The organism is Pseudomonas sp. GW821-FHT02H06, from assembly GCF_059421525.1.
Genome location: NZ_JBWKVD010000023.1, coordinates 39,350 through 60,821, shown reverse-complemented (window position 1 = coordinate 60,821; position 21,472 = coordinate 39,350). Strand labels below are relative to the sequence as shown.

Sequence of the window (21,472 nt, the reverse complement as noted above, 5' to 3'; positions counted from 1 at the left end):
GAAATACCGTCTTCGTGAGCAAGCTCCCACAAGGACGGAGCTTAACGCGAGACAGCAGTCTGCCCCAAGCCTCACGCTTTCTTGTCGTGGGTCGCCTGCAGTTTGTAGAACGTCGCTGCCCCGCCTTCGGTGGCGTAGCCGGTGTTGTCCTGGGTGTACACGCCGGCCTTGAAGTACAGCGGCTTGCCGCTCCACGACGGGTCGAGCTTGGTGCCCCATTGCATCTCGTGGGCGTTGACCGTGAGGTTGCCGGCGGCGGTCAGGTGGATGGTGTAGGTGAAGCGCTCCTTGAGCAGCACGCCGGTCGCGACCTGAATCACTTCGGGCTCGGAGGTCGGCGTCAGGCGAAACTTGACGACGATGTTGCCGCTCTTGAGTTTTTCCTTGTACTGATACTCAAGCTTGATCAGCGGCTCGGTGCTGCCATAGCAGTGGATCTGGCCGATGACGATCTTGCCCGTCGATGGCACCTGGTCCACGGTCAGCGCCGCGCGCAGGAAATTGTCCGCCTGGGAGTAAACCCAGTTGTGCACCGCACCGTTGGCGTAGGTCTCACGCAATTCGGTACGGGGATAGATCGCGTTGTCAGTCCTTGACCCGGTCACCGGTGCCCAGAAGAACAAAGTGTCCCCTGAACGGAAGTAACCATCCTTGTAGCCGGCCACCAGCTTTGGCGTGTCGATGGTGGCGGCGGGGATACCGACCGGTACAGAAAGATTCCAGATGGCGAGATCAATCATGGTGCACTCATGGTGCGCGATGCGCACAGCAAAGGAGGTGTCTGGAACAGGCCTGTCACTGCCGTTCCCGTCATCTTTGCTATCGGCTGAACCGTTTGATCTTTAGTCGTCCCCGGAGTCAAGAAACCGCCGAGCCACCTGAGGAGGCGGTTAAGGCCAGCACAATGCCATTACTGGGTAAAAGTGGCCCATTGCCTTCCAGATTTGTCCAGCCAGCGTAAACCGGGCGATGAAGGCTAATTATTTGGCGCCATTTTTTTGGAGGACGCTTAGACGGCCCTCAAAAAAATAGTTCAGCTGGCGAGCACCCACCCGACAGACGGTACGATAAATTCCTTCACACGTACCCTCTTCCATCGTGCTCCGCGGTCGTGAGCGCCTGGCAGGCCCCTCCCGCTCAACTGAAAATCTGGACACGCCCGCCTGCGACAATCCGCCGGGCAGGTCTGCCAACATTCCATTTGACGATACCAGGGTGTAACAAGATATTATTAGTTAGCAGCCTAATAATGCAGCGCCTAATCATTCAGCTCCTAACCAAACCCACACCGCCCCAATGGCCTTTTCATGAACCCTGACACCCTGCAAATGCGCATCACCGGCGGCGTCGTCGCGGCCTCCCGGCAGTGGCGCCGCGTCTGCCAGACCACGTTGATGAACGTCGGCGTGAGCGAAGCCTGCGCGGGCCCGTTGCTGATGATCGCGCGCCTGGGTGAGGGCGTGCGCCAAGTGACGGTGGCCCAGGCCTGCGGGCTGGAAAGCCCGTCACTGGTGCGCCTGCTCGATCAGTTGTGCAAAGCCGGGCTGGTGCAGCGCACCGAAGACCCCACGGACCGCCGCGCCAAGGCCTTGAGCCTGACCGACGAGGGCCGCGCTTTGGCCAATTCCATCGAGGAAGAGCTGATCCGCCTGCGCCGCGACATCTTCAGTCACGTCGACCCGGCGGATCTTGAGGCGACGTTGCGCGTGTTCAACGCCATTGCCCAGGCCACACCGATGGCGCCGGAGTCGTCATCTTGAGCGGCCTGTTCAAAGGCTTTTTCGACGGAGTACCGCCGGGCCGCGACTGGTTCTACGGCGTGCGCACGTTCGCGGCTTCGATGCTGGCGCTGTACATCGCGCTGATGATGGAACTGCCCCGCCCTTACTGGGCGATGGCAACGGTGTACATCGTCTCCAGCCCGTTCGTGGCGCCGACCAGCTCCAAGGCGCTGTACCGCGCGGCCGGCACGTTGCTCGGCGCCGCCGCTTCGGTGGTGCTGGTGCCGATGTTCGTGCAGACGCCGTTTTTGCTGGCGGTGGTCATCGCGCTGTGGACCGGCACCCTGCTGTTTCTGTCCCTGCATTTGCGCACCGCCAACAGCTACGCGCTGATGCTGGCCGGCTACACCATGCCGCTGATTTCCTTTCCCGTGGTCGACAACCCCCAGGCGGTGTTCGACATCGCCGTCTCGCGCACCGAGGAGATCTTTCTCGGCATCGTCTGCGCCGCCGTGGTCGGCGCGATGTTCTGGCCACGTCGGCTGGCGCCGGTGCTGGTCGATGCCATGGGCAAGTGGTTCAAGGACGCCTCGGCCTACAGCGATCTATTTCTCTCCCGCAGCGCCACGCCGGAAGCGGTCGGCGGCCTGCGCACGGCCATGGTCGGCACCTTCAACAGCCTGGAGCTGATGATCGGCCAGTTGCCCCACGAAGGCGCCCATCGCCAGACCGTGCGCAACGCCAAAGAGCTGCGCGGCCGGATGATTCACCTGCTGCCGGTGATTGATGCCCTGGACGATGCCCTTTGGGCGCTGGAGCGGCGCTCGCCCGAGCACGTCGCCGACCTTGCGCCGCTGTTGATCGAGTGCCGCGACTGGGTCGAGCAGACCGCCGAAGGCGCGCCGATCAAGTACTGGAAAGCGCTGCACGCCGAGCTCGACCGCCTGCAACCGACACCCGCGCAGATCGACGATCGCCGGCAACTGCTGCTGTCGAACGCGCTGTATCGGCTGCGCGAATGGATCGACTTGTGGCAGGACTGCCGCAGCCTGCAACACGCCATCGAGACCGACGACCACTCGGCATGGCGCGCGGTGTACCGCCATTGGCGGCTGGGGCGACTGTCGCCGTTCCTCGACCGCGGGATGATGCTGTATTCGGTGGCGACCTCGGTCAGCGCCATCATCGTCGCGTCAGTGCTGTGGATCATGCTGGGCTGGCAGGACGGCGCAAGCGCGGTGGCGCTGGCGGCGGTGTCGTGCAGCTTTTTCGCGGCGATGGACGACCCGGCGCCGCAGATCTACCGGTTCTTCTTCTGGACCATGATGTCGGTGATCTTCGCCAGCCTCTATCTGTTCGTGGTGCTGCCCAACCTGCACGACTTCCCGATGCTGGTGCTGGCGTTTTCGGTGCCGTTTATTTGCGTTGGCACCCTGACCGTGCAACCGAAGTTCTACCTCGGCACGCTGCTGACCATCGTCAATACCTCGTCCTTTATCAGCATCCAGAGCGCCTACGACGCCGACTTCGTGAATTTCGTCAATTCCAACCTGGCCGGGCCGGCGGGTCTGGCCTTCGCCTTCGTCTGGACGCTGATCGTCAGACCGTTCGGCACCGAAGTGGCGGCCAAGCGCATGACCCGCTTCAGTTGGCGCGACATCGTCTCCCTCAGCGAAGAGGCCACCTTGGCCGAGCACCGGCAAATGGGCGTGCGCATGCTCGACCGGCTGATGCAGCATCTTCCGCGTCTGGCGATCACTGCGCAGGATTCCACCAGCGCGCTGCGTGAAGCCCGCGTCGCCCTGAACATGCTCGACCTGCTGGCCTATATGCCGCGGGTCGACCCTTTGCCGCGCCAGTTGCTGCGTCAGGTCACCATCGAAGTCGGTGCGCATTTCCGCGCCTGCCTGAAAGCCCGGGAGCGTTTGTCGGCGCCCAAAGGTCTGTTGATGACCATGGACCGCGCCCGCCGCGCGCTGACCTTCAATGGTGAGGGGGATGACGCGGCGCGGATGAATCTGCTGCACGCCCTCAGTGGCTTGCGCCTGGCGCTGCTGCCGGGGGTGGAGATCGTCGATGTGCTCGCCGAGCAGGAAGAACAACCGCCCTATGGCATCGATGGAGCGCCGTTATGATCGGTGATGTGGACATCAGCGGGATTTTCCTGCCGACCTTTCTGGTGCTGATGGGCATCGCTTACCTGATTTTTCTGGTGGTGCACGCCGTGTTGACGCGCGCCCGCTTCTACCGCCTGGTCTGGCACCGGGCTTTGTTCAACGTCGGTCTATACGCTCTGCTGCTCGGCGTCGTGGATACCCTAAGTCGATACCTGATGAAATGAAAAAACCTCTTCTGACGCTGGGCCGCGTGGTCCTGACCCTGCTGGTTGTCACCCTCGCCGCGATCGTCGTCTGGCGCATGGTGATGTATTACATGTACGCGCCCTGGACCCGCGACGGGCACATCCGCGCCGACGTCATCCAGATCGCCCCCGACGTCTCGGGGCTGATCGAGAAGGTCGCGGTGAGCGACAACCAATTGGTCAAGAAAGGCCAGTTGCTGTTCACCATCGACCAGGACCGCTTTCGTCTCGCCTTGCGCCAGGCCCAGGCCACGGTCGCCGAGCGCAAGGAGACCTGGGAGCAGGCCCAGCGCGAGAACCGTCGCAACCGCAGCCTCGGCAATCTGGTCGCCCGCGAACAGCTGGAAGAAAGCCAGTCCAAGGAAGCCCGCGCGCTGTCGGCGTTGAACGAAGCGCAAGTGGCCGTCGATTCCGCACAACTGAACCTGGACCGCTCGGTGATCCGCAGCCCGGTGGACGGCTACCTCAACGACCGCGCGCCCCGCGACCGCGAATTCGTCAGCGCCGGGCACCCGGTGCTGTCGGTGGTGGACAGCAACTCGTTCCACATCGACGGCTACTTTGAAGAAACCAAGCTGGACGGGATTCACATCGGCTCCAGCGTGGACATCCGCGTGATCGGCGACAACGCGCGCCTGCGTGGTCATGTGGTGAGCATTGTCGCGGCGATCGAAGACCGCGACCGCAGCAGCGGCTCGAACCTGCTGCCCAACGTCAATCCGGCCTTCAGCTGGGTGCGTCTGGCCCAGCGGATTCCGGTGCGCATCGCCTTTGATGAAGTACCGGCGGACTTCCGCATGATTGCCGGGCGGACCGCGACGGTGTCGATCATTGATGACGCCCGCGCAGATGCTCAGGGAAATGACCAATCCGTCCAGCCAGGAGCGCCGAAATGAAACACCGCGCACGCCTGCTGACGGTGGGCATGAGCATGTGCATGGGCTTGCTGCTGTCGGCTTGCACGGTGGTCGGCCCGGATTACACGCTGCCCGATAAATCCGCTGTGAATCGCCCCGATCTGCAAGGCGAGCTGGCCGGTTCGTCGTCCAACGTGGTGTCGGCGCCGGTACCGGCTGACTGGTGGCGGCTGTATCACGACCCGAAACTTGACGAGCTGGTGGGTCAGGCGCTGGTGTCGAGCACTGACCTGCGCGTCGCGGCGGCGAACCTGCAACGGGCGCGCTTTCAGATGAGCGAGGCGGATGCGGCCGGTGGCTGGAGCGGCACGGCCAAAGCCGGGGCGCAGCGCTTGCAGGAAGCCGGTCAGGCCTATCTGCTGCCGGAAAAAGTCCCGGTCGCGAACGTCGGCGATGTCGGGCTGACCACCTCGTACCAGTTCGACCTGTTTGGCGTGTTGCAGCGCGGCATCGAAGCCGCCCAGGCGAACGCCGACGCGACCCAGGCCGCTGCCGACACGGCACGCATCACGCTGGTGGCCGACGTGGTTCGCGCCTACACCCAGGTGTGTGCCGCCAACGAAGAACGCAACATCGCCCTGCACTCCCTTGACCTGCAGAAGCAGAGCCTGAGCCTGACCCAACGCCTGCGGGACGCCGGCCGCGGCGATGAAACCCAGGTGACGCGCTCGCAAACCCAGTTCCGCTCGCTGCGGGCTGACTTGCCGCGTTACGAAGCGGCGCAGAAGTCGGCGCTGTATCGCCTGTCGATGCTCCTCGCCCGTCCGCTGAATCAGCTGCCCCAAGGGGTGGCGGAATGCGCCGAGCTGCCGCACATTGCCCAGGTCATGCCAGTGGGCGATGGCGCCGCGCTGCTCAAGCGTCGCCCCGATGTGCGCCAGGCTGAACGCCGACTGGCGATGTCGACGGCGGCCATTGGTGTGGCGACGGGCGAGCTCTATCCCGACATCAGCATCGGCGCGACGGTGGGCACTGTGGGGATTCTCGATGAACTGGGCGATCCGTCGACCAATCGTTGGGGCTTTGGCGGGGTGATCAACTGGACCATCCCGTCCAATGGCGCGCGGGCGCGGATTCACATCGCCGAAGCGTCAAATCAGGCGGCGCTGGCGCATTTTGATGGCGTGGTGCTCAACGCCATCCGCGAGGCGCAAACCGGTCTGTCCCAGTACACCGCGCTGCTGCAACGTCGCGATGCGCTGGTGGAAACCGAGGAGTCGGCGCGCCAGGCAGCGGACCAGACCCATCGGTTCTTCCTCGCCGGCCGCGAATCCTTCCTCGCCGACCTGCAAGCCACCCGCACCTACACCGACGTCACCGCGCAACTGGCGGCGGCGAACACCCAGGTGGCGATGGGACAGATCGACCTGTTCCTGGCGCTGGGTGGGGGTTGGGAGAACGGGCATAAGTAAGTTCTCGCGGGTTGGCGTGAACTCTTTGTGGGACCGGCTTTAGCCGGGAAGGCGTCGGTGGTCACACCGCAAAATTGATGTCGTCCACACCTGCCTCTTCCCGGCTGAAGCCGGTCCTACAGTAGATACGCAGTCCCACTCACGCACCGCGCATTCGCTTGCGATTGAACCCCTGCCGGCCAGCACTGCCTGAGTTTTTAATCATTCAGTCCTATCCGCCCGGAGGCACCCCCGATGCGCACGCTTGAACTGGCAGACAAAACCGTCCCCGTTATCGGTCAGGGCACCTGGCACATGGGTGAGGACCGCCATCAGTTCGAGGCGGAGGTCTCGGCGCTGCAACTGGGCATCGACCTGGGCCTGACGCTGATCGACACCGCCGAGATGTACGGCGAAGGCGGCGCTGAGGAAGTGGTCGGCCAGGCCATTGCCGGGCGCCGCGACGAGGTCATGCTGGTGAGCAAGGTCTACCCGCACAACGCCAGCCGAGCGGGCATTCCGGCGGCGTGCGAGCGCAGCCTCAAGCGCATGAAGACCGACTACATCGATCTGTATTTGCTTCACTGGGCCGGTCAGTACCCGCTGGAAGAAACCGTCGAGGCCTTCGAGCGTCTGCGCGAAGCGGGCAAGATCGGCCGCTGGGGCGTGTCGAATTTCGACGTGTCCGACCTGCTTGAGCTGGACGAGCTCGGCCTCGGCGGCGGATGTGCCACCAATCAGGTGCTGTACAACCCGGAAGAACGCGGCATCGAATACGACCTGTTGCCGTGGATGCAAACCGCCCGGATGCCGCTGATGGCGTACTGCCCGATCGGTCAGGCCGGCAACTTGCTGATGAACCCTGCCATCCTTGAAGTTGCCGAACGCCACGACGCCACCCCGGCGCAGATCAGCCTGGCGTGGGTGCTGCGTCAGGACGGCGTGATCGCCATTCCCAAGGCCGTCACGCCCCATCACCTGGAATTAAACGCTGCCGCGGTTGAGATCGAGCTGTCCATCGAGGATGAATTGTTGATTGATTCCTCATGGCCGGCGCCCTTGCGCAAGACGCGCCTGTCAATGGTCTGAACAAGACCGCTGGCAGACACAAACCGTCACAAAACTGTCAAAACCCCTTGCGATGATGCCGCTTTCGATCTCGTGCCCTGCGGGGCACTTCCCGTCTGCGAGCCTTCATGAATCAACGCATCGCCCACCATCAGGACTCCGATCTGTTTGGCTTGCTGTACGGGTTCCGCTTCCGTCCCGAGGAACCCGGCCGCGAACTGGATTCGACGGCGGCGCTTGAATGCCTGCGCCAGCCCACCGCGCCGGACGAGTTCGTCTGGCTGCACCTGAACCTGACCCACGCCAGCTGCGAACGCTGGCTGAAAACCAACCTCGACCTGCCTGACGAGTTTCTCGAAGCCCTGCACGAAGGGTCGCGCTCCACGCGCATCGAACACGTCGACTCCGCCCTGCTCGCGGTGGTCAACGACGTGGTCTTCGACTTCAACCGCGTCTCCACCGACATCGCCACATTGTGGGTCTGCGTACGCAGCAACCTGATGATCTCCGCGCGCCATCAGCCGTTGCGTTCAGTGGACCGGCTGCGCTCGTCGGTGAAACAGGGCGAAACCTTCCGCTCCCCGCTGGAACTGCTCGCCCACCTGCTGCGCGACCAGAGCGACGTGCTGAGCCAGTTCATGCGCAAGACCAGCATCAGCGTCGACAAAATCGAAGACCAGCTTCTGTCCCAACGCCTGAGCAACAACCGCTCGGAATTGGGCGCCATGCGTCGGGTGCTGGTGCGCCTGCAACGGCTGCTGGCCCTGGAACCCGGCTCGCTGATGCGCCTGCTGCACCGACCGCCGCAGTGGCTGCTGGAGGAGGATTTGCAAGAACTGCGGCAATCCACCGAAGAGTCGGCGCTGGTGATCAGCGACCTCACCGCCCTCGGCGAACGGATCAAACTGCTGCAGGAAGAAATCGCCGCCAATCTCAACGAACAGAGCAGCCGCACGCTGTTCACCCTCACCGTCGTCACCGTGCTGGCGCTGCCGATCAACATCGTCGCGGGTTTCTTCGGCATGAACGTCGGCGGTATACCACTGGCGTCCGATCCCCATGGGTTCTGGGTGCTGGTTGCGCTGGTGGCGACATTTACGTTTATTGCGGGAAGGTGGGCGTTTCGCAAAAGTCGGGACTATTAGCGGCAGCGTCATTAGCGCGTCCATTGGTCCCTAACACCAGCAAATCCGCGCAAAACGTGACCCATGTCGCATCTCTGTCACATTTTGTAATGATCATGGTCACTATCCCTCATCAACAGGATTGTGCCCCATGGCGACCCCCACACTGGCTCAAGGCTCTCTGCAACAGGGACCCGGACTGAGTGCTCAATTCGGGCGCAAGCCTGGCATGACGACGATGGTGATTTTCTTCGTTGTGCTGGCATTGGGCCTGTTCTACACCGGCTACAGCCTCAAGCAGGACATGGACGATCTGGGTACCGTCGTGCTGACCTGGACGCCGTTCATTTTGCTTGGCGTCGCATTGGTCATCGCGCTGGGCTTTGAGTTCGTCAACGGTTTCCACGACACCGCCAACGCCGTCGCGACCGTCATCTACACCCACTCTCTGCCGCCGAACTTCGCCGTGGTCTGGTCAGGAACCTTCAACTTTCTGGGCGTGCTGTTTTCCAGCGGCGCGGTGGCGTTCGGCATCATCGCCCTGCTGCCGGTCGAACTGATCCTGCAGGTCGGTTCATCGGCGGGTTACGCGATGATCTTCGCCCTGCTCATCGCAGCGATCCTGTGGAACCTCGGCACTTGGTGGCTGGGTCTGCCGGCCTCGTCTTCCCACACGCTGATCGGTTCGATCATCGGCGTCGGCATTGCCAACGCGTTGATGCATGGCCGCGACGGCACCAGCGGCGTGGACTGGTCCCAGGCGACCAAAGTCGGTTATTCGCTGCTGCTCTCGCCGCTGGTGGGCTTCACCTGCGCCGCGCTGTTGCTCATGGCGCTGCGCATGTTCGTGAAGAACCGCGCGCTGTACAAAGCGCCGGAAGGCAACAAGCCGCCCCCGATCTGGATTCGTGGTCTGTTGATCCTGACCTGCACCGGGGTGTCGTTTGCCCACGGCTCGAACGACGGTCAGAAAGGCATGGGCCTGATCATGCTGATTCTGGTGGGTACGCTGCCGATGGCTTACGCGCTGAACCGCGCCATGCCGGCCGATCAATCGGTGCAATTCGCTGCAGTCGCCCAGGTTACTCAACAGGCCCTGACCAAAGCGGCGCCGCTTCCCGCGCCGGCCGATTCCCGCCAGACGCTGTCGACTTACATCCGCGACAAGCAGGCCACGCCTGACTTGATCCCGGCGCTGGCGGTGATGGCCGGCAAGATCGGCGATCAGGTCGCCAGTTACGGATCTCTGGCCAAGGTGCCAGCCGAAGCCACGGCCAACGTACGAAACGACATGTACCTGACGTCGGAAGCCATCCGTGTGATGGACAAGAACAAGGTCGGTAACTTCGACGCCGACACCCAGGCCAAGGTCGACACGTTCAAGGAGCAGATCGATACCGCGACGCGCTTCATTCCGCTGTGGGTCAAGGTGGCCGTGGCGATCGCGCTGGGCCTGGGCACCATGGTGGGCTGGAAACGCATCGTGATCACGGTCGGGGAAAAGATCGGCAAGACTCACCTGACCTACGCCCAGGGCGCATCGGCTGAAGTCGTTGCGATGCTGACCATTGGCGCGGCGGACATGTATGGATTGCCGGTCTCGACCACCCACGTTCTGTCCTCGGGCGTGGCCGGCAGCATGGTCGCCAACGGCTCCGGCCTGCAGATGCGCACCCTGCGCAATCTGGCGATGGCATGGGTGCTGACTCTGCCTGCCGCGATTCTGTTGTCGGGCAGCCTGTACTGGCTGTTCACCCAGATTTTCTGATGTCCAAGAGTCTCCCGTACTCTCCTTCAGGCGCTTCGGCGCCTGTTTTTTTGCGCGGTGTTCTGACCCGGCGCAGGTCTGTAACTCGCCCTAAATCAGGTAGGCGGGTTTGACAGGCCCACTGCAGATTCGCGTGGAATGCACGACTTGTGGGAGTGAGCTTGCTCACGAAGACGGCGTTTCAGGCGCCGAGAATGCAGCGGTTGTTCCGGCTCCTTCGTGAGCAAGCTCACTCCCACAAGATCTTACCCGTCAGCTGCATCTTCAAAGGGTACAAATCCGGGCATATCTCTAACGGTTATAAAAATATGGGATTCAGTTCTTTTACGGAATAAATCGGAGCCTTTATAACGGGTGCACTTGTTACAAGCCCACCGATTCCGCTCGAAGGATTTCTCATGGATGTTTTCTGGTTTCTACCGACACACGGCGACGGCCATTACCTGGGCACGACCAAGGGCGCGCGCCCGGTCACGCTCAATTACCTGAAGCAGGTCGCCCAGGCCGCCGATGATCTGGGTTACCACGGCGTACTGATTCCGACCGGCCGCTCCTGCGAAGACTCCTGGGTGATCGCATCGGCCCTCGTGCCGCTGACCGAGCGTTTGCGTTACCTGGTGGCGATTCGTCCGGGGATCATTTCTCCGACCGTCTCCGCGCGCATGGCCGCGACGCTGGATCGTTTGTCCGGTGGACGCCTGCTGATCAACGTCGTGACCGGTGGCGACCCGGATGAAAACCGTGGCGACGGCAGCTTCCTCGATCACAGCGAGCGCTACGAAGTCACCGACGAATTCCTGAAGATCTGGCGCCGTGTGTTGCAGGGCGAAGCCGTGGACTTCGAAGGCAAGCACCTGAAAGTGCAGAACGCCAAAGCCCTGTACCCGCCGATCCAGAAGCCCTATCCGCCGCTGTATTTTGGTGGTTCCTCCGAGGCAGCCCATGAACTGGCCGCCGAGCAGGTCGATGTGTATCTCACCTGGGGCGAGCCCCCTGCCGCCGTGGCCGAGAAGCTGGCGGATGTGCGTGAGCGCGCCGCACGCAACGGTCGGACCGTCAAGTTCGGCATCCGTCTGCACGTGATCGTCCGCGAGACCAGCGAAGAAGCGTGGAAAGCTGCGGACACCCTTATCGAGCACATCAGCGACGAGACCATCGCCGCCGCGCAGAAATCCTTCTCGCGGTTCGACTCCGAAGGCCAGCGCCGCATGGCCGCGCTGCACGACGGTCGTCGCGACAACCTGGAAATCGCCCCGAACCTGTGGGCCGGCGTCGGCCTGGTACGGGGCGGTGCGGGCACGGCGCTGGTGGGCAATCCCCAGGAAGTCGCCGCACGCATCAAGGAATACGCGGACCTGGGCATCGAAAGCTTCATCTTCTCCGGCTACCCACACCTGGAAGAAGCCTATCGCTTCGCCGAGTTGGTGTTCCCGCTGTTGCCCGAGCCGTATCGGAGCCTGGCAGGCCGCGGCATCACCAACCTCACCGGCCCGTTCGGCGAGATGATTGCCAACGACTTGCCGCCGCAGAAGTAAGTTTCACCGCACCCCTGGAAACAACCGCTTGCTGCGCGCCCGCGCAGCATGTGGGAAGCGGTTGATCTGCCAGCGCGACAACTGCCATCGCGACAAGGAGTCCTTCATGACAGCCAGCTTACCGTTCCAACCACAAGTGATCCCCATGCAGCTATTGACCCTACCGCCCTCGCCGGCCCTGGCCACCTCGATCCGCGCCACCGCGCAGGTGTTCGAGGACCCGAGGTCCCAGGCGCTGCTGGCCCACATTGAACAAGTCGCGCCCAGCGATGCCAGCGTGCTGATCATCGGTGAAACCGGCACCGGCAAGGAGCTGGTGGCGCGGCACATTCACAACCTGAGCAGCCGTCGTCACCAGCCGTTCGTGGCCGTCAACTGCGGCGCGTTTTCTGAATCCCTGGTGGAAGCCGAGCTGTTCGGCCAGGAAAAAGGCGCGTTCACCGGCGCCCTCACCGCCAAGGCCGGCTGGTTCGAAGAAGCCAACGGCGGCACGCTGTTTCTCGACGAAATCGGCGATCTGCCCCTGGCGATTCAGGTCAAGCTGCTGCGCGTCCTGCAGGAGCGCGAAGTGGTGCGGCTGGGTTCGCGCAAAAGCACGCCGATCAACGTGCGGGTGCTGGCCGCGACCAACGTGCAACTGGAACGCGCGATCAACGCCGGGCACTTCCGCGAAGACCTGTTCTACCGCCTGAACGTCGTCAATCTGGAGCTGAGCACCCTGCGCGAACGGCCGGGCGACATCATGCCGCTGAGCCGGCACTTCATCGACGTCTACAGCCAGCGTCTGGGTTGCGGACCGATTCAGATCAGCGCGGATGCCGAGCACAAGCTGCGCACCTACGGCTGGCCGGGGAATATCCGCGAGCTGGAAAACGTCATTCACCACACCCTGCTGATCTGCCGCAACGGCGTGATTCAGTCGAGCGACCTGCGCCTGTCGAACCTGCGCCTTGAACGCCAGGAAGACTCAGCCCCCGCCGTCGACGATTCCACCGACGCCCTGCTGGCCCGGGCGTTCCAGCGTCTGTTCGAGGAGCAGGCCGGCGCGCTGCACGAGAAGGTCGAAGACGCCCTGTTGCGCGCGGCCTATCGCTTCAGCCACTACAACCAGGTGCACACCGCGCAATTGCTGGGGTTGAGCCGCAACGTCGTGCGCGCGCGGCTGATCAAGATTGGCGAACTGGCCGTCAACAAGCGCCGTCCCGGTGAACAGACCCAGGGTGAGCAGATGCTGCATTTATCGGTGTGATCCCACAGCGATGCAACCTGTAGGACTGCGCTCACCCCTGACGCGGTCCTACGATTTCCCCCGCCACTTCGTACGCGTTGAAGATCATCGACGTGGCACGGTGTCGACGGATCAACTCCCACATGTCCCCTTCGCCCTGCTCGGCGTTTTCGAACGCACGCTCGCAGTCGGTCTTCGACAGCCATTGCACATGGCTCAGCACCCGCTGACGGTCTTCGCTGACCTGCACGCTGGCGCGGACGAAGCCTGGGTAGGTCCGCGTAAACTGCTCGAAACGCTCGTTGAGCGTACCGACCAGCCCGGCCTGATGCTGCGGGTCGACAGCGAACTCAACGAACTGACTGTACGGAAGATGGGCGGCTGCTGGTGTCATGAACGTTCTCCACAGATGACGGTTGTTGCTAAACAGGATGCTGCGCGAACCGGTATGGCCCCCTACGTTTCTTGCGCCGGTGCCCCACTTGCCAAGGCGGTCCGGCCAAGGGATGCTGCGCAGGATAAAACCTCCAGTTAACTGGAGGTCAAGCGTCGTTCGGCACACAGGAAGATTGCATGCTTACCCAGGACATCCCGCCCATCGCCCGGGAACTCACCGTCGGCCAGCTGTCCGCCCGCAGCGGCGTGGCCATCACCGCGCTGCGCTTTTACGAGGCCAAAGGCCTGATCAGCAGCCAGCGCAACGCCGGCAATCAGCGTCGCTACCCCAGGGACGTGCTGCGTCGGGTGGCCCTGATCAAAACCGCCCAGCGCCTGGGCATTCCGCTGGCGACGATCCAGACCGCGCTGCAGACCCTGCCCCAGGACCGACCGCCCAGCCTTGACGACTGGACCCGGTTATCCGAGCGCTGGAAAACCGATCTGGATGAACGCATCAACCGCCTCACCGCCCTGCGCGACCAACTCAATGGCTGCATCGGCTGCGGCTGCCTGTCGATGGAGGCCTGCCCGCTGCGCAACTTCGGCGACAGCCTGAGCGAGCAAGGCGCCGGACCGCGCCTGCTGGATCAGGATTGAAGATTCTGCGGACTGACCAGGGTGCCGGCCAACGTCTGGTCCGCCAGTGACAGATGCATCTGCTGCATCGCTTGATTGAGCTGATTGGTGGCCTGAATGAGCGAGTTGGTCATGGCCATGATTTCCATCTGCAACTGGCGCATTTTGCCCTCCCGGGCGCGGGGCGAGAGCGACCGGTCGCTCATGAACGCATGCATGTCCTGCATGCGTTTGGCAATGCGCTCCTGAATCGAGCGGATCAGCTTGAGCTGCTCCTTGATCCGGTCAGGCAAGTGGGTGGCGTCGATGTCGGCGTTCTTGTCACCCTTCTTCGCCACCTTCTGCGCGTCCGGCGAGAGCAGCACTTCGATGCCCTGGGGCACCTGCTCGGCGGCGCTGGCGGTCTGACTTGCGTCGTCGGCGGCTGTAGAAGTGGACGCGACGGAGGGCGGCAGCAGCAGTGCTGCCTCCGCAGGATTTCTGAAACTCAAGCTCAACATGAACGATGGCCTCCATAGCCCTGTGCACTCGCTGACGTCCCTGTCGCCTCTTGATGAAAAGCGGGCGGTCTTACCGGGTCGATAACGGGCTTTCGGCTCGTTCGGAGCGTGCTTTAGGAGGGGCTGCGGAAAGTGTGTCGTGGTCGACACAATTTCCTGCGGCTTCACGACGGTACGGTGCTCAACGCCGCCAATCGTGCCGCCAGCGCTTTGGCCTGCAACGCCACGTCGGTCACGGCGGTGCTTTCCCACCACAGACCACGCAAGGGCGGGCCCATGGCATAAAGCCGCGTTGAGGCACGCCCTTCGGCGTCCATGACCGCGCCTCCCGCATCGGCGGCAATGCCCAGCGCCAGCGGCCCCGGCTGAATCAGGCCGCGCGCCAGCAGATTGCGCGGGAGGGCACGGTCGACCCGGCGCCAGTCGTATTGAATGCCGGTCGAGTTAATCAGCGCTGCGCCGCTCTCTTTGCTGGCCGTGTCCTGGCCGCGATAGCGAACGCTGATGGAGACCTGTCCGGCCTCGGCGCCCTCAACGCTGAGCAACGACGCGGCGTGGATGTGCAGGCGCCCTTCGTCGATCAGCCGGTCCAGCAAGTGCGCGCTGGGCGGCGGCGAGCGGTGGTGATGGCTTTCCCACCACGGACGGACATGGCGTACGAATTGGCGGCGCTGCAGGTCAGACGCCTGACTCCACAGCCGTGGAATATGGACGCGCACGGTGTCGAGCGGCGCCTGCCAGTCGATGCCCTGCTCCGCCGCTTGAGCGCACTGCTCGCGCAAGGCCCTGACCAGTTGCCGGGTACTGCGAATGTTCGGGTCGGCGGCGAGGAAGTCCGGCCACGTTGGCGGCTGACGGCGCACGTGGGGCAGCAGGCCGTGGCGTGAAAACACGTCGATGGGCCCACGGTGACCGGCTTGCTCAAGGGACACCACTGCGTCGACCATGGTCAGGCCCGAGCCGATGATCAGCACGCGGCCCTGGGGGTCGAGCTGGCCCATGGCGCTTACGTCCCACGGATCAACAGCGGCGGCATTAAGGGCGTTTGAATCGCGCTGAGGCGTGCGCGCGGCGGCGAACATGCCCGTCGCCAGTACGCCGAAGCGGCCGGTGAGGTGCTCACCGTTGGCGAGGGTCAGGCGTATGCCGGATGCGTCAGTCTGCAGGTCGGTGACTTCGCCGCGCACGTGCTCGACGGTCGAACCGCAGCGCTCGCCGATCAGCCGGGCCTCGGCCAGGCGCTGCTGAACGTACAGACCGAAGATCCCGCGCGGCGGAAACAGCTCGGCCACCGGCACGTGCTGCTGATCAGACTCCGGCCAGCCGCCGGCGGCGATGTAGTCGGTCAGCCAGCGGGTCAGATCGTCGACGTCGTCCGGGTCGACGCTCATGCGCGCGGCGTTGCCATTCAGCGTGTGGCCCAGCTCGGTGGCGCTGTAGGCCTCGCCCCGGCCCAACTCGCTGCGTGATTCGACGATGACGATGCGCCGTTGCCCCGGCAGGCGCAGCAGCTGCACCGCCAGCATCGTGCCGCTGAGGCCACCGCCGACGATGAGGATGTCGGCGTCAGGTCCCTTGTGTGCAGCGCTCATTGCGTCTCCCCTTCTCTTCGCCCCGCGGGCGCGCACCGCTGATTATGAACAGCGTGGCAGCGGATTCAAGCCGACGTCAGCCCTTGCGTTTCATGTCCAGCCGGCGCAGATGGCAGGTCACTTCTTCGCGGTCGTGGTACAGCTGCTTGCAACCAATCGAGACCTTGACGCCGCGCGCCTTGAAGCCGTCTTCGATGCGCTCCAGCAAACGCCGCACTTCGGCATAGCGCTGCTTCATCGGCAACTTCAGATTGACCACGGCCTCGCGGCACAGACCTTCGCCCAGCCAGGTTTCCAGCAGCGCGGCGTTGCGTGCGGGCTTCTCGACGATGTCGCAGACCATCCAGTCCACCGGCTGACGCGGCTTGAAGGTAAAGCCGTCTGCCATCAGATGCTGCACCAGCCCGGTGTCCATCAGGCTTTCGGCCATCGGCCCGTTATCGATGGCGGTGACCAGCATGCCGCGCCGCACCAGTTGATAGGTCCAGCCACCGGGGGCTGCACCGAGGTCGACGCCGGTCATGTCGCCCGACAGACGCTCGTCCCACTGATCCCGGGGGATGAAATGGTGCCAGGCCTCTTCCAGCTTGAGGGTCGAGCGGCTCGGCGCTTCCCGGGGAAATTTCAGGCGCGGAATGCCCATGGGCCACATCGCCGAGTTGTCAGCGTCAGCCAGCCCGAGGAACACTTCCCGCCCGCTTTTGAACGTCAGCAGTAAACGCGGCAGGCTCGGGTTGTCGACCAGTTTGCCGGCCTTCTCCAGCGCCTTGCGCAATGGCGCTTCGAACTTGCGGCAGAAGGTCGAGAGCTCCTTGCCGTCGTTGGTGTCGACCACTTCCAGCCACAGGCTGCCGCACGGCGCAAAGCCGGCCATGTGCTCGAGGATTACGCTGATGCGGTCGGTTTCCGGCAACTGCACAAACACGCCACGAGCCCACTGCCGGGGAAAAATCAGCTCGCGGAACTTCAGGCTGTTCATCAGCCGTTCCGCGCCGTCGGCCTCGGTGCAGATGAATTCGGCACAGGCGGCGTCGGTCTTGGCCTTGGCGTAGCCGGACACCTCAAGGCGAGCGGCGTGTTCGCTGAGTTCCGAGCAGACCTCGCTTTCGAAGCCGGGGCGGCAATGCATGAAAAGGGTGTTCACGGGACGGTCTCCTCGCGCGCCACGAATCGGGTCGCGGCGCAAGCTGTACATGAGGACTAACCTCAATGACTCGAAAGCGGCGCATGATAGCCGAATCAGGAACCACTGGCTTAGCCGGTGGGTCCAGTACTACTCAATGAACATTCAAAGGCGCCGCCCAGAGCGCCGAAGCAATACCCGTCTTACCGTTGATCGCCCGTCCGCGCGTACTGCACGGACCGTCAAGGAGTCAGTCATGCCCTCCCTCGATAGCCTGAAAAGCCTCAAAACCCTGGAAGTCAGCAACAAGACCTACCACTACTTCAGCCTCCCGGATGCCGCGCGCACACTGGGCGATCTCGACAAACTGCCGATGTCGCTCAAGGTGCTGCTGGAAAACCTGCTGCGCTGGGAAGACAACCACACGGTGACCGGCGACGACCTCAAGGCCCTCGTCGACTGGCTGGTCGAGCGCAAATCCCATCGCGAAATCCAGTACCGCCCCGCGCGCGTGCTGATGCAGGATTTCACCGGCGTGCCGGCCGTGGTTGACCTCGCCGCCATGCGCGCCGCCGTGGCCAAGGCCGGTGGCGATCCCCAGCGCATCAACCCGCTGTCGCCGGTGGATCTGGTCATCGATCACTCGGTCATGGTCGACCGCTTCGGTGACGACAAGGCCTTCGGCGAGAACGTCGACATTGAGATGCAGCGCAACGGCGAGCGTTACGCGTTTCTGCGCTGGGGCCAGAACGCCTTCGATAACTTCAGCGTGGTGCCGCCGGGCACCGGGATCTGCCACCAGGTCAACCTGGAATACCTCGGCCGCACCGTGTGGACCAAGGAAGAAGACGGCCGCACCTACGCCTTCCCGGATACGCTGGTCGGTACCGATTCCCACACCACAATGATCAACGGCCTCGGCGTACTGGGCTGGGGAGTTGGCGGCATTGAGGCGGAAGCGGCCATGCTCGGCCAACCGGTGTCGATGCTGATTCCGGAAGTCATTGGCTTCAAGCTCACCGGCAAACTGCGCGAAGGCATCACCGCCACCGACCTGGTGCTGACCGTGACGCAAATGCTGCGCAAGAAAGGCGTGGTCGGTAAGTTCGTCGAATTCTATGGCGATGGCCTGGCGGACTTGCCGCTGGCGGACCGGGCCACCATTGCCAACATGGCCCCGGAATACGGCGCGACGTGCGGCTTCTTCCCGGTCGACGACGTCACGCTGGATTACCTGCGCCTGTCGGGGCGTCCGGACGAAACGGTGCAATTGGTTGAGGCCTATTGCAAGGCCCAGGGCCTGTGGCGCCTGCCCGGTCAGGAACCGGCGTTCACCGATGCGTTGGAGTTGGACATGGGTTCCGTCGTGGCCAGCCTTGCGGGGCCAAAACGTCCGCAAGACCGCGTCGCCCTTCCCGATGTGTCCAAGGCCTTCAGCGACTTCCTGGGCCTGGCGGTCAGCCCGAGCAAACACGAAGAAGGCCGACTGGAAAGCGAAGGCGGCGGCGGTGTCGCGGTGGGCAATGCGGCACAGGTGGGCGAGGCTGAGTATGAATATAACGGCCAGACCTATCGCCTGAAGAACGGCGCAGTGGTCATCGCGGCCATCACGTCCTGCACCAACACCTCAAACCCCAGCGTGATGATGGCGGCCGGCCTGCTGGCGAAAAAAGCCGTGGAGAAAGGCTTGACGCGCAAACCCTGGGTGAAGAGCTCGCTGGCGCCCGGCTCGAAGGTGGTGACCGACTACTACAACGCGGCTGGCCTCACCCAGTATCTCGATCAGTTGGGCTTCGACCTGGTGGGCTATGGCTGCACCACCTGCATCGGTAACTCCGGGCCGCTTCCTGACCCGATCGAAAAAGCCATTCAGCAGTCGGACCTGACCGTTGCGTCGGTGCTCTCCGGGAACCGCAATTTCGAAGGCCGCGTGCACCCGCTGGTGAAAACAAACTGGCTGGCCTCGCCGCCGCTGGTGGTCGCTTACGCCTTGGCCGGCACCGTGCGCACCGACTTGAGCAGCGAACCCTTGGGCGAAGGCAGCGACGGCCAGCCGGTGTACCTGCGTGACATCTGGCCGACCCAGCAGGAAATCGCCGACGCGGTCATGAACGTCAGCACCGGCATGTTCCACAAGGAATACGCCGAGGTGTTTGCCGGTGACGAGCAGTGGCAGGCCATCGAGGTGCCCGAGGCGGCGACCTACGTCTGGCAGCCGGACTCGACCTACATTCAGCACCCGCCGTTTTTCGAGGACGTCGCCGGGCCATTGCCAGTCATCGCCGACGTCCAGCAGGCTCGCGTGCTCGCGGTGCTGGGCGACTCGGTGACCACCGACCACATCTCACCCGCGGGCAACATCAAACTCGACAGCCCGGCCGGGCGTTATCTGCGCAGCAAGGGCGTGGAATACAAGGACTTCAACTCCTACGGCTCGCGGCGCGGCAACCATGAAGTGATGATGCGCGGCACCTTCGCCAACATCCGCATTCGCAACGAAATGCTCGGCGGCGAAGAAGGCGGCTATACGCTGCACGTGCCCACTGACGAGAAGCTCCCGATTTATGACGCGGCCATGCGTTATCAGGACGAAGGCACGCCGCTGGTGGTCATTGCCGGTCAGGAATACGGCACGGGCTCCAGTCGCGACTGGGCGGCGAAAGGCACGAATCTGCTGGGCGTCAAGGCAGTCATCGCCGAGAGTTTCGAGCGCATTCACCGGTCCAATCTGGTCGGCATGGGTGTCCTGCCGCTGCAGTTCAAGGCAGGCGAAAGCCGCAAAACCCTGGGCCTGACCGGCAAGGAAGTGCTGAACATCACCGGGCTCACCGGCGCCACGCTGCAACCGGGCATGAGCCTGGCCGTGCAGATCACCCGGGAGGACGGGCAGCAGGAAAACATCAACGTGCTGTGCCGGATCGATACCCTGAATGAAGTGGAGTACTTCAAGGCGGGAGGGATTCTGCATTACGTGTTGCGGCAGCTGATTGCTTCCTGAGCCTCATCCCGGCCGAAGCCGGTCTCGCTGTCAGTGGGACTGGCTTTAGCCGGGAAGGCGTCGTCTGCCTCAACGCAAATTGCCAGCGTCTAACCCAAATCCCTTGTTATCAGAAACGCCCTACACCACCTCCGCCCTGCATCCACGAAACAATCGGACCAGCTCCCCGTTGATCCGACATACACACGCGTTTAATCAACGTTAAAATCGCCAGCCTATTCCGACGCTCAAGGACGACTTCATGTCGGTGCAACGCTGGACTTCCCTCCTTCTGCTCTCTCTCGGCTACTGCCTGGCGCTGCTCTACGGCCAGCTCAGCGTTCCCGTGGTCATCACGTTCGGACTGCTGATCATGGCCGGCATCTGCGTCAGCCATTTCCATTACCGCGCCGTGCGCCTGTTCGGTCACGCCCTGTTCATCGCCATCGCAGCAGGGCTGGCCAGTCACTGGCTCCCCGGTTTCCTCAGCGCAAGGGCGATTGCCGGCGTGCGCCTCAGCCCCGAGGCCGCGCCGTATTCGATGTACCTGAATCTCGACAAGCCCCTTATCGGCTTCTGGATCGCCATCGCCTGCCCCTGGGTGTTTATCGCATTCAGTCCCCGACGCTGGCTGGGCGTCACCAGCATCGCCTTGCCCGTCACCGCCGCAGCGTGTTTATCAACGGCGCTGCTGCTGGGCCTCGTCGGCTGGTCGCCCAAGTGGCCCGAGCAAACGGGCATCTGGGCGCTGAACAACCTGCTATTGGTCGCGCTGACCGAGGAACTGCTCTTTCGCGGTTACCTGCAAGGCAGCCTGAAAAGATGGCTGCAACACTTGCCCTGCCACGACGCCCTGGCCATCGGGACAGCCTCGCTGCTGTTCGGTCTTGCGCACATCGGTGCTGGCTGGGAATGGGCGCTTCTGGCGGGCATCGCAGGTGTGGGTTATGGCGTTGCCTATCGACTGGGCGGCCTGCCCGCTGCCGTGCTCACCCACTTCGGCCTGAACCTGCTGCATTTCAGCCTGTTCACCTATCCGATGTTCGATCGCTGAAGAACCGCCCGCGACACCCAACCTATGACGCAGTTCACAAAAGCTTAATTTTTTTCGCTTCGGGCCGATAACTCTTCACAGCCTTCCTGGATCGAATA

General features: G+C 63.3%; 18 protein-coding genes. 13 read left to right on the top strand and 5 right to left on the bottom strand.

Annotation, left to right across the window (positions count from 1 at the left end; all coding sequences use genetic code 11):
* Nucleotides 1–71: 71 nt before the first annotated feature.
* Nucleotides 72–740 carry a polysaccharide lyase family 7 protein gene (locus AC07VF_RS24975; protein WP_192174238.1) on the bottom strand — a complete coding sequence of 223 codons (669 nt, stop codon included), beginning with the start codon at nt 738–740 and terminating at the stop codon, nt 72–74.
* 567 nt (nt 741–1,307) lie between these two features.
* Here AC07VF_RS24975 and AC07VF_RS24970 point away from each other — a divergent pair.
* From AC07VF_RS24970 to AC07VF_RS24925, 10 genes are all read left to right on the top strand, one after another.
* Nucleotides 1,308–1,760: a MarR family winged helix-turn-helix transcriptional regulator gene (locus AC07VF_RS24970; protein ID WP_423573893.1), complete on the top strand. Its 453-nt coding sequence runs from the start codon at nt 1,308–1,310 to the stop codon at nt 1,758–1,760.
* Between the two features lie 5 nt (nt 1,761–1,765).
* Nucleotides 1,766–3,856 carry an FUSC family protein gene (locus AC07VF_RS24965; RefSeq protein ID WP_495009898.1) on the top strand — a complete coding sequence of 697 codons (2,091 nt, stop codon included), beginning with the start codon at nt 1,766–1,768 and terminating at the stop codon, nt 3,854–3,856.
* On the top strand, nt 3,853–4,062 hold the full coding sequence (locus tag AC07VF_RS24960) for a DUF1656 domain-containing protein (protein ID WP_065988670.1): 210 nt from the start codon (nt 3,853–3,855) through the stop codon (nt 4,060–4,062). The genes AC07VF_RS24965 and AC07VF_RS24960 overlap by 4 nt, the downstream gene beginning before the upstream one ends.
* On the top strand, nt 4,059–4,979 hold the full coding sequence (locus tag AC07VF_RS24955; protein ID WP_495009893.1) for an efflux RND transporter periplasmic adaptor subunit: 921 nt from the start codon (nt 4,059–4,061) through the stop codon (nt 4,977–4,979). Before AC07VF_RS24960 ends, AC07VF_RS24955 begins: the two co-directional genes overlap by 4 nt.
* The gene (locus tag AC07VF_RS24950; protein WP_495009892.1) at nt 4,976–6,412 is read left to right on the top strand and encodes an efflux transporter outer membrane subunit; all 1,437 of its coding nucleotides are present in this window, start codon (nt 4,976–4,978) and stop codon (nt 6,410–6,412) included. The genes AC07VF_RS24955 and AC07VF_RS24950 overlap by 4 nt, the downstream gene beginning before the upstream one ends.
* Before the next feature lie 234 nt (nt 6,413–6,646).
* The gene (locus tag AC07VF_RS24945) at nt 6,647–7,480 is read left to right on the top strand and encodes an aldo/keto reductase (RefSeq protein ID WP_192174234.1); all 834 of its coding nucleotides are present in this window, start codon (nt 6,647–6,649) and stop codon (nt 7,478–7,480) included.
* A 107-nt stretch (nt 7,481–7,587) separates the two neighbouring features.
* Nucleotides 7,588–8,604 carry a transporter gene (locus tag AC07VF_RS24940; RefSeq protein ID WP_346628812.1) on the top strand — a complete coding sequence of 339 codons (1,017 nt, stop codon included), beginning with the start codon at nt 7,588–7,590 and terminating at the stop codon, nt 8,602–8,604.
* Between the two features lie 130 nt (nt 8,605–8,734).
* Nucleotides 8,735–10,351 carry an inorganic phosphate transporter gene (locus AC07VF_RS24935; protein WP_346628811.1) on the top strand — a complete coding sequence of 539 codons (1,617 nt, stop codon included), beginning with the start codon at nt 8,735–8,737 and terminating at the stop codon, nt 10,349–10,351.
* A gap of 398 nt (nt 10,352–10,749) precedes the next feature.
* Entirely contained in the window at nt 10,750–11,886 is a 1,137-nt protein-coding gene (ssuD, locus tag AC07VF_RS24930) for an FMNH2-dependent alkanesulfonate monooxygenase (RefSeq protein ID WP_192174231.1), read from the top strand.
* 145 nt (nt 11,887–12,031) lie between these two features.
* Nucleotides 12,032–13,135, top strand: a complete 1,104-nt coding sequence (locus AC07VF_RS24925) for a sigma-54 interaction domain-containing protein (RefSeq protein WP_192174253.1) — start codon at nt 12,032–12,034, stop codon at nt 13,133–13,135.
* 31 nt (nt 13,136–13,166) lie between these two features.
* Here AC07VF_RS24925 and AC07VF_RS24920 read toward each other — a convergent pair whose 3' ends face one another.
* Nucleotides 13,167–13,508: an antibiotic biosynthesis monooxygenase gene (locus AC07VF_RS24920; RefSeq protein ID WP_495009891.1), complete on the bottom strand. Its 342-nt coding sequence runs from the start codon at nt 13,506–13,508 to the stop codon at nt 13,167–13,169.
* Between the two features lie 179 nt (nt 13,509–13,687).
* Between AC07VF_RS24920 and soxR the strand changes: the two genes are divergently transcribed.
* Complete coding sequence (soxR, locus tag AC07VF_RS24915; protein WP_192174229.1) at nt 13,688–14,149, top strand: redox-sensitive transcriptional activator SoxR; 462 nt, start codon at nt 13,688–13,690, stop codon at nt 14,147–14,149.
* Here the strand turns inward: soxR and AC07VF_RS24910 are convergent.
* The 3 genes from AC07VF_RS24910 to rlmM form a co-directional block, all read right to left on the bottom strand.
* The gene (locus AC07VF_RS24910; RefSeq protein ID WP_282372824.1) at nt 14,140–14,628 is read right to left on the bottom strand and encodes a hypothetical protein; all 489 of its coding nucleotides are present in this window, start codon (nt 14,626–14,628) and stop codon (nt 14,140–14,142) included. The genes soxR and AC07VF_RS24910 overlap by 10 nt on opposite strands.
* A 164-nt stretch (nt 14,629–14,792) precedes the next feature.
* On the bottom strand, nt 14,793–16,220 hold the full coding sequence (locus tag AC07VF_RS24905; protein WP_495009890.1) for an FAD/NAD(P)-binding protein: 1,428 nt from the start codon (nt 16,218–16,220) through the stop codon (nt 14,793–14,795).
* A 76-nt stretch (nt 16,221–16,296) separates the two neighbouring features.
* On the bottom strand, nt 16,297–17,364 hold the full coding sequence (gene rlmM / locus AC07VF_RS24900; RefSeq protein WP_495009889.1) for a 23S rRNA (cytidine(2498)-2'-O)-methyltransferase RlmM: 1,068 nt from the start codon (nt 17,362–17,364) through the stop codon (nt 16,297–16,299).
* Between the two features lie 235 nt (nt 17,365–17,599).
* On the opposite strand from rlmM, the gene acnA reads away from it, so the two are divergent.
* Nucleotides 17,600–20,341, top strand: coding sequence for an aconitate hydratase AcnA (gene acnA / locus AC07VF_RS24895; RefSeq protein ID WP_495009888.1), 2,742 nt, complete (start codon nt 17,600–17,602; stop codon nt 20,339–20,341).
* 241 nt (nt 20,342–20,582) lie between these two features.
* Complete coding sequence (locus AC07VF_RS24890) at nt 20,583–21,374, top strand: CPBP family intramembrane glutamic endopeptidase (protein ID WP_495009887.1); 792 nt, start codon at nt 20,583–20,585, stop codon at nt 21,372–21,374.
* Nucleotides 21,375–21,472 lie beyond the last annotated feature (98 nt).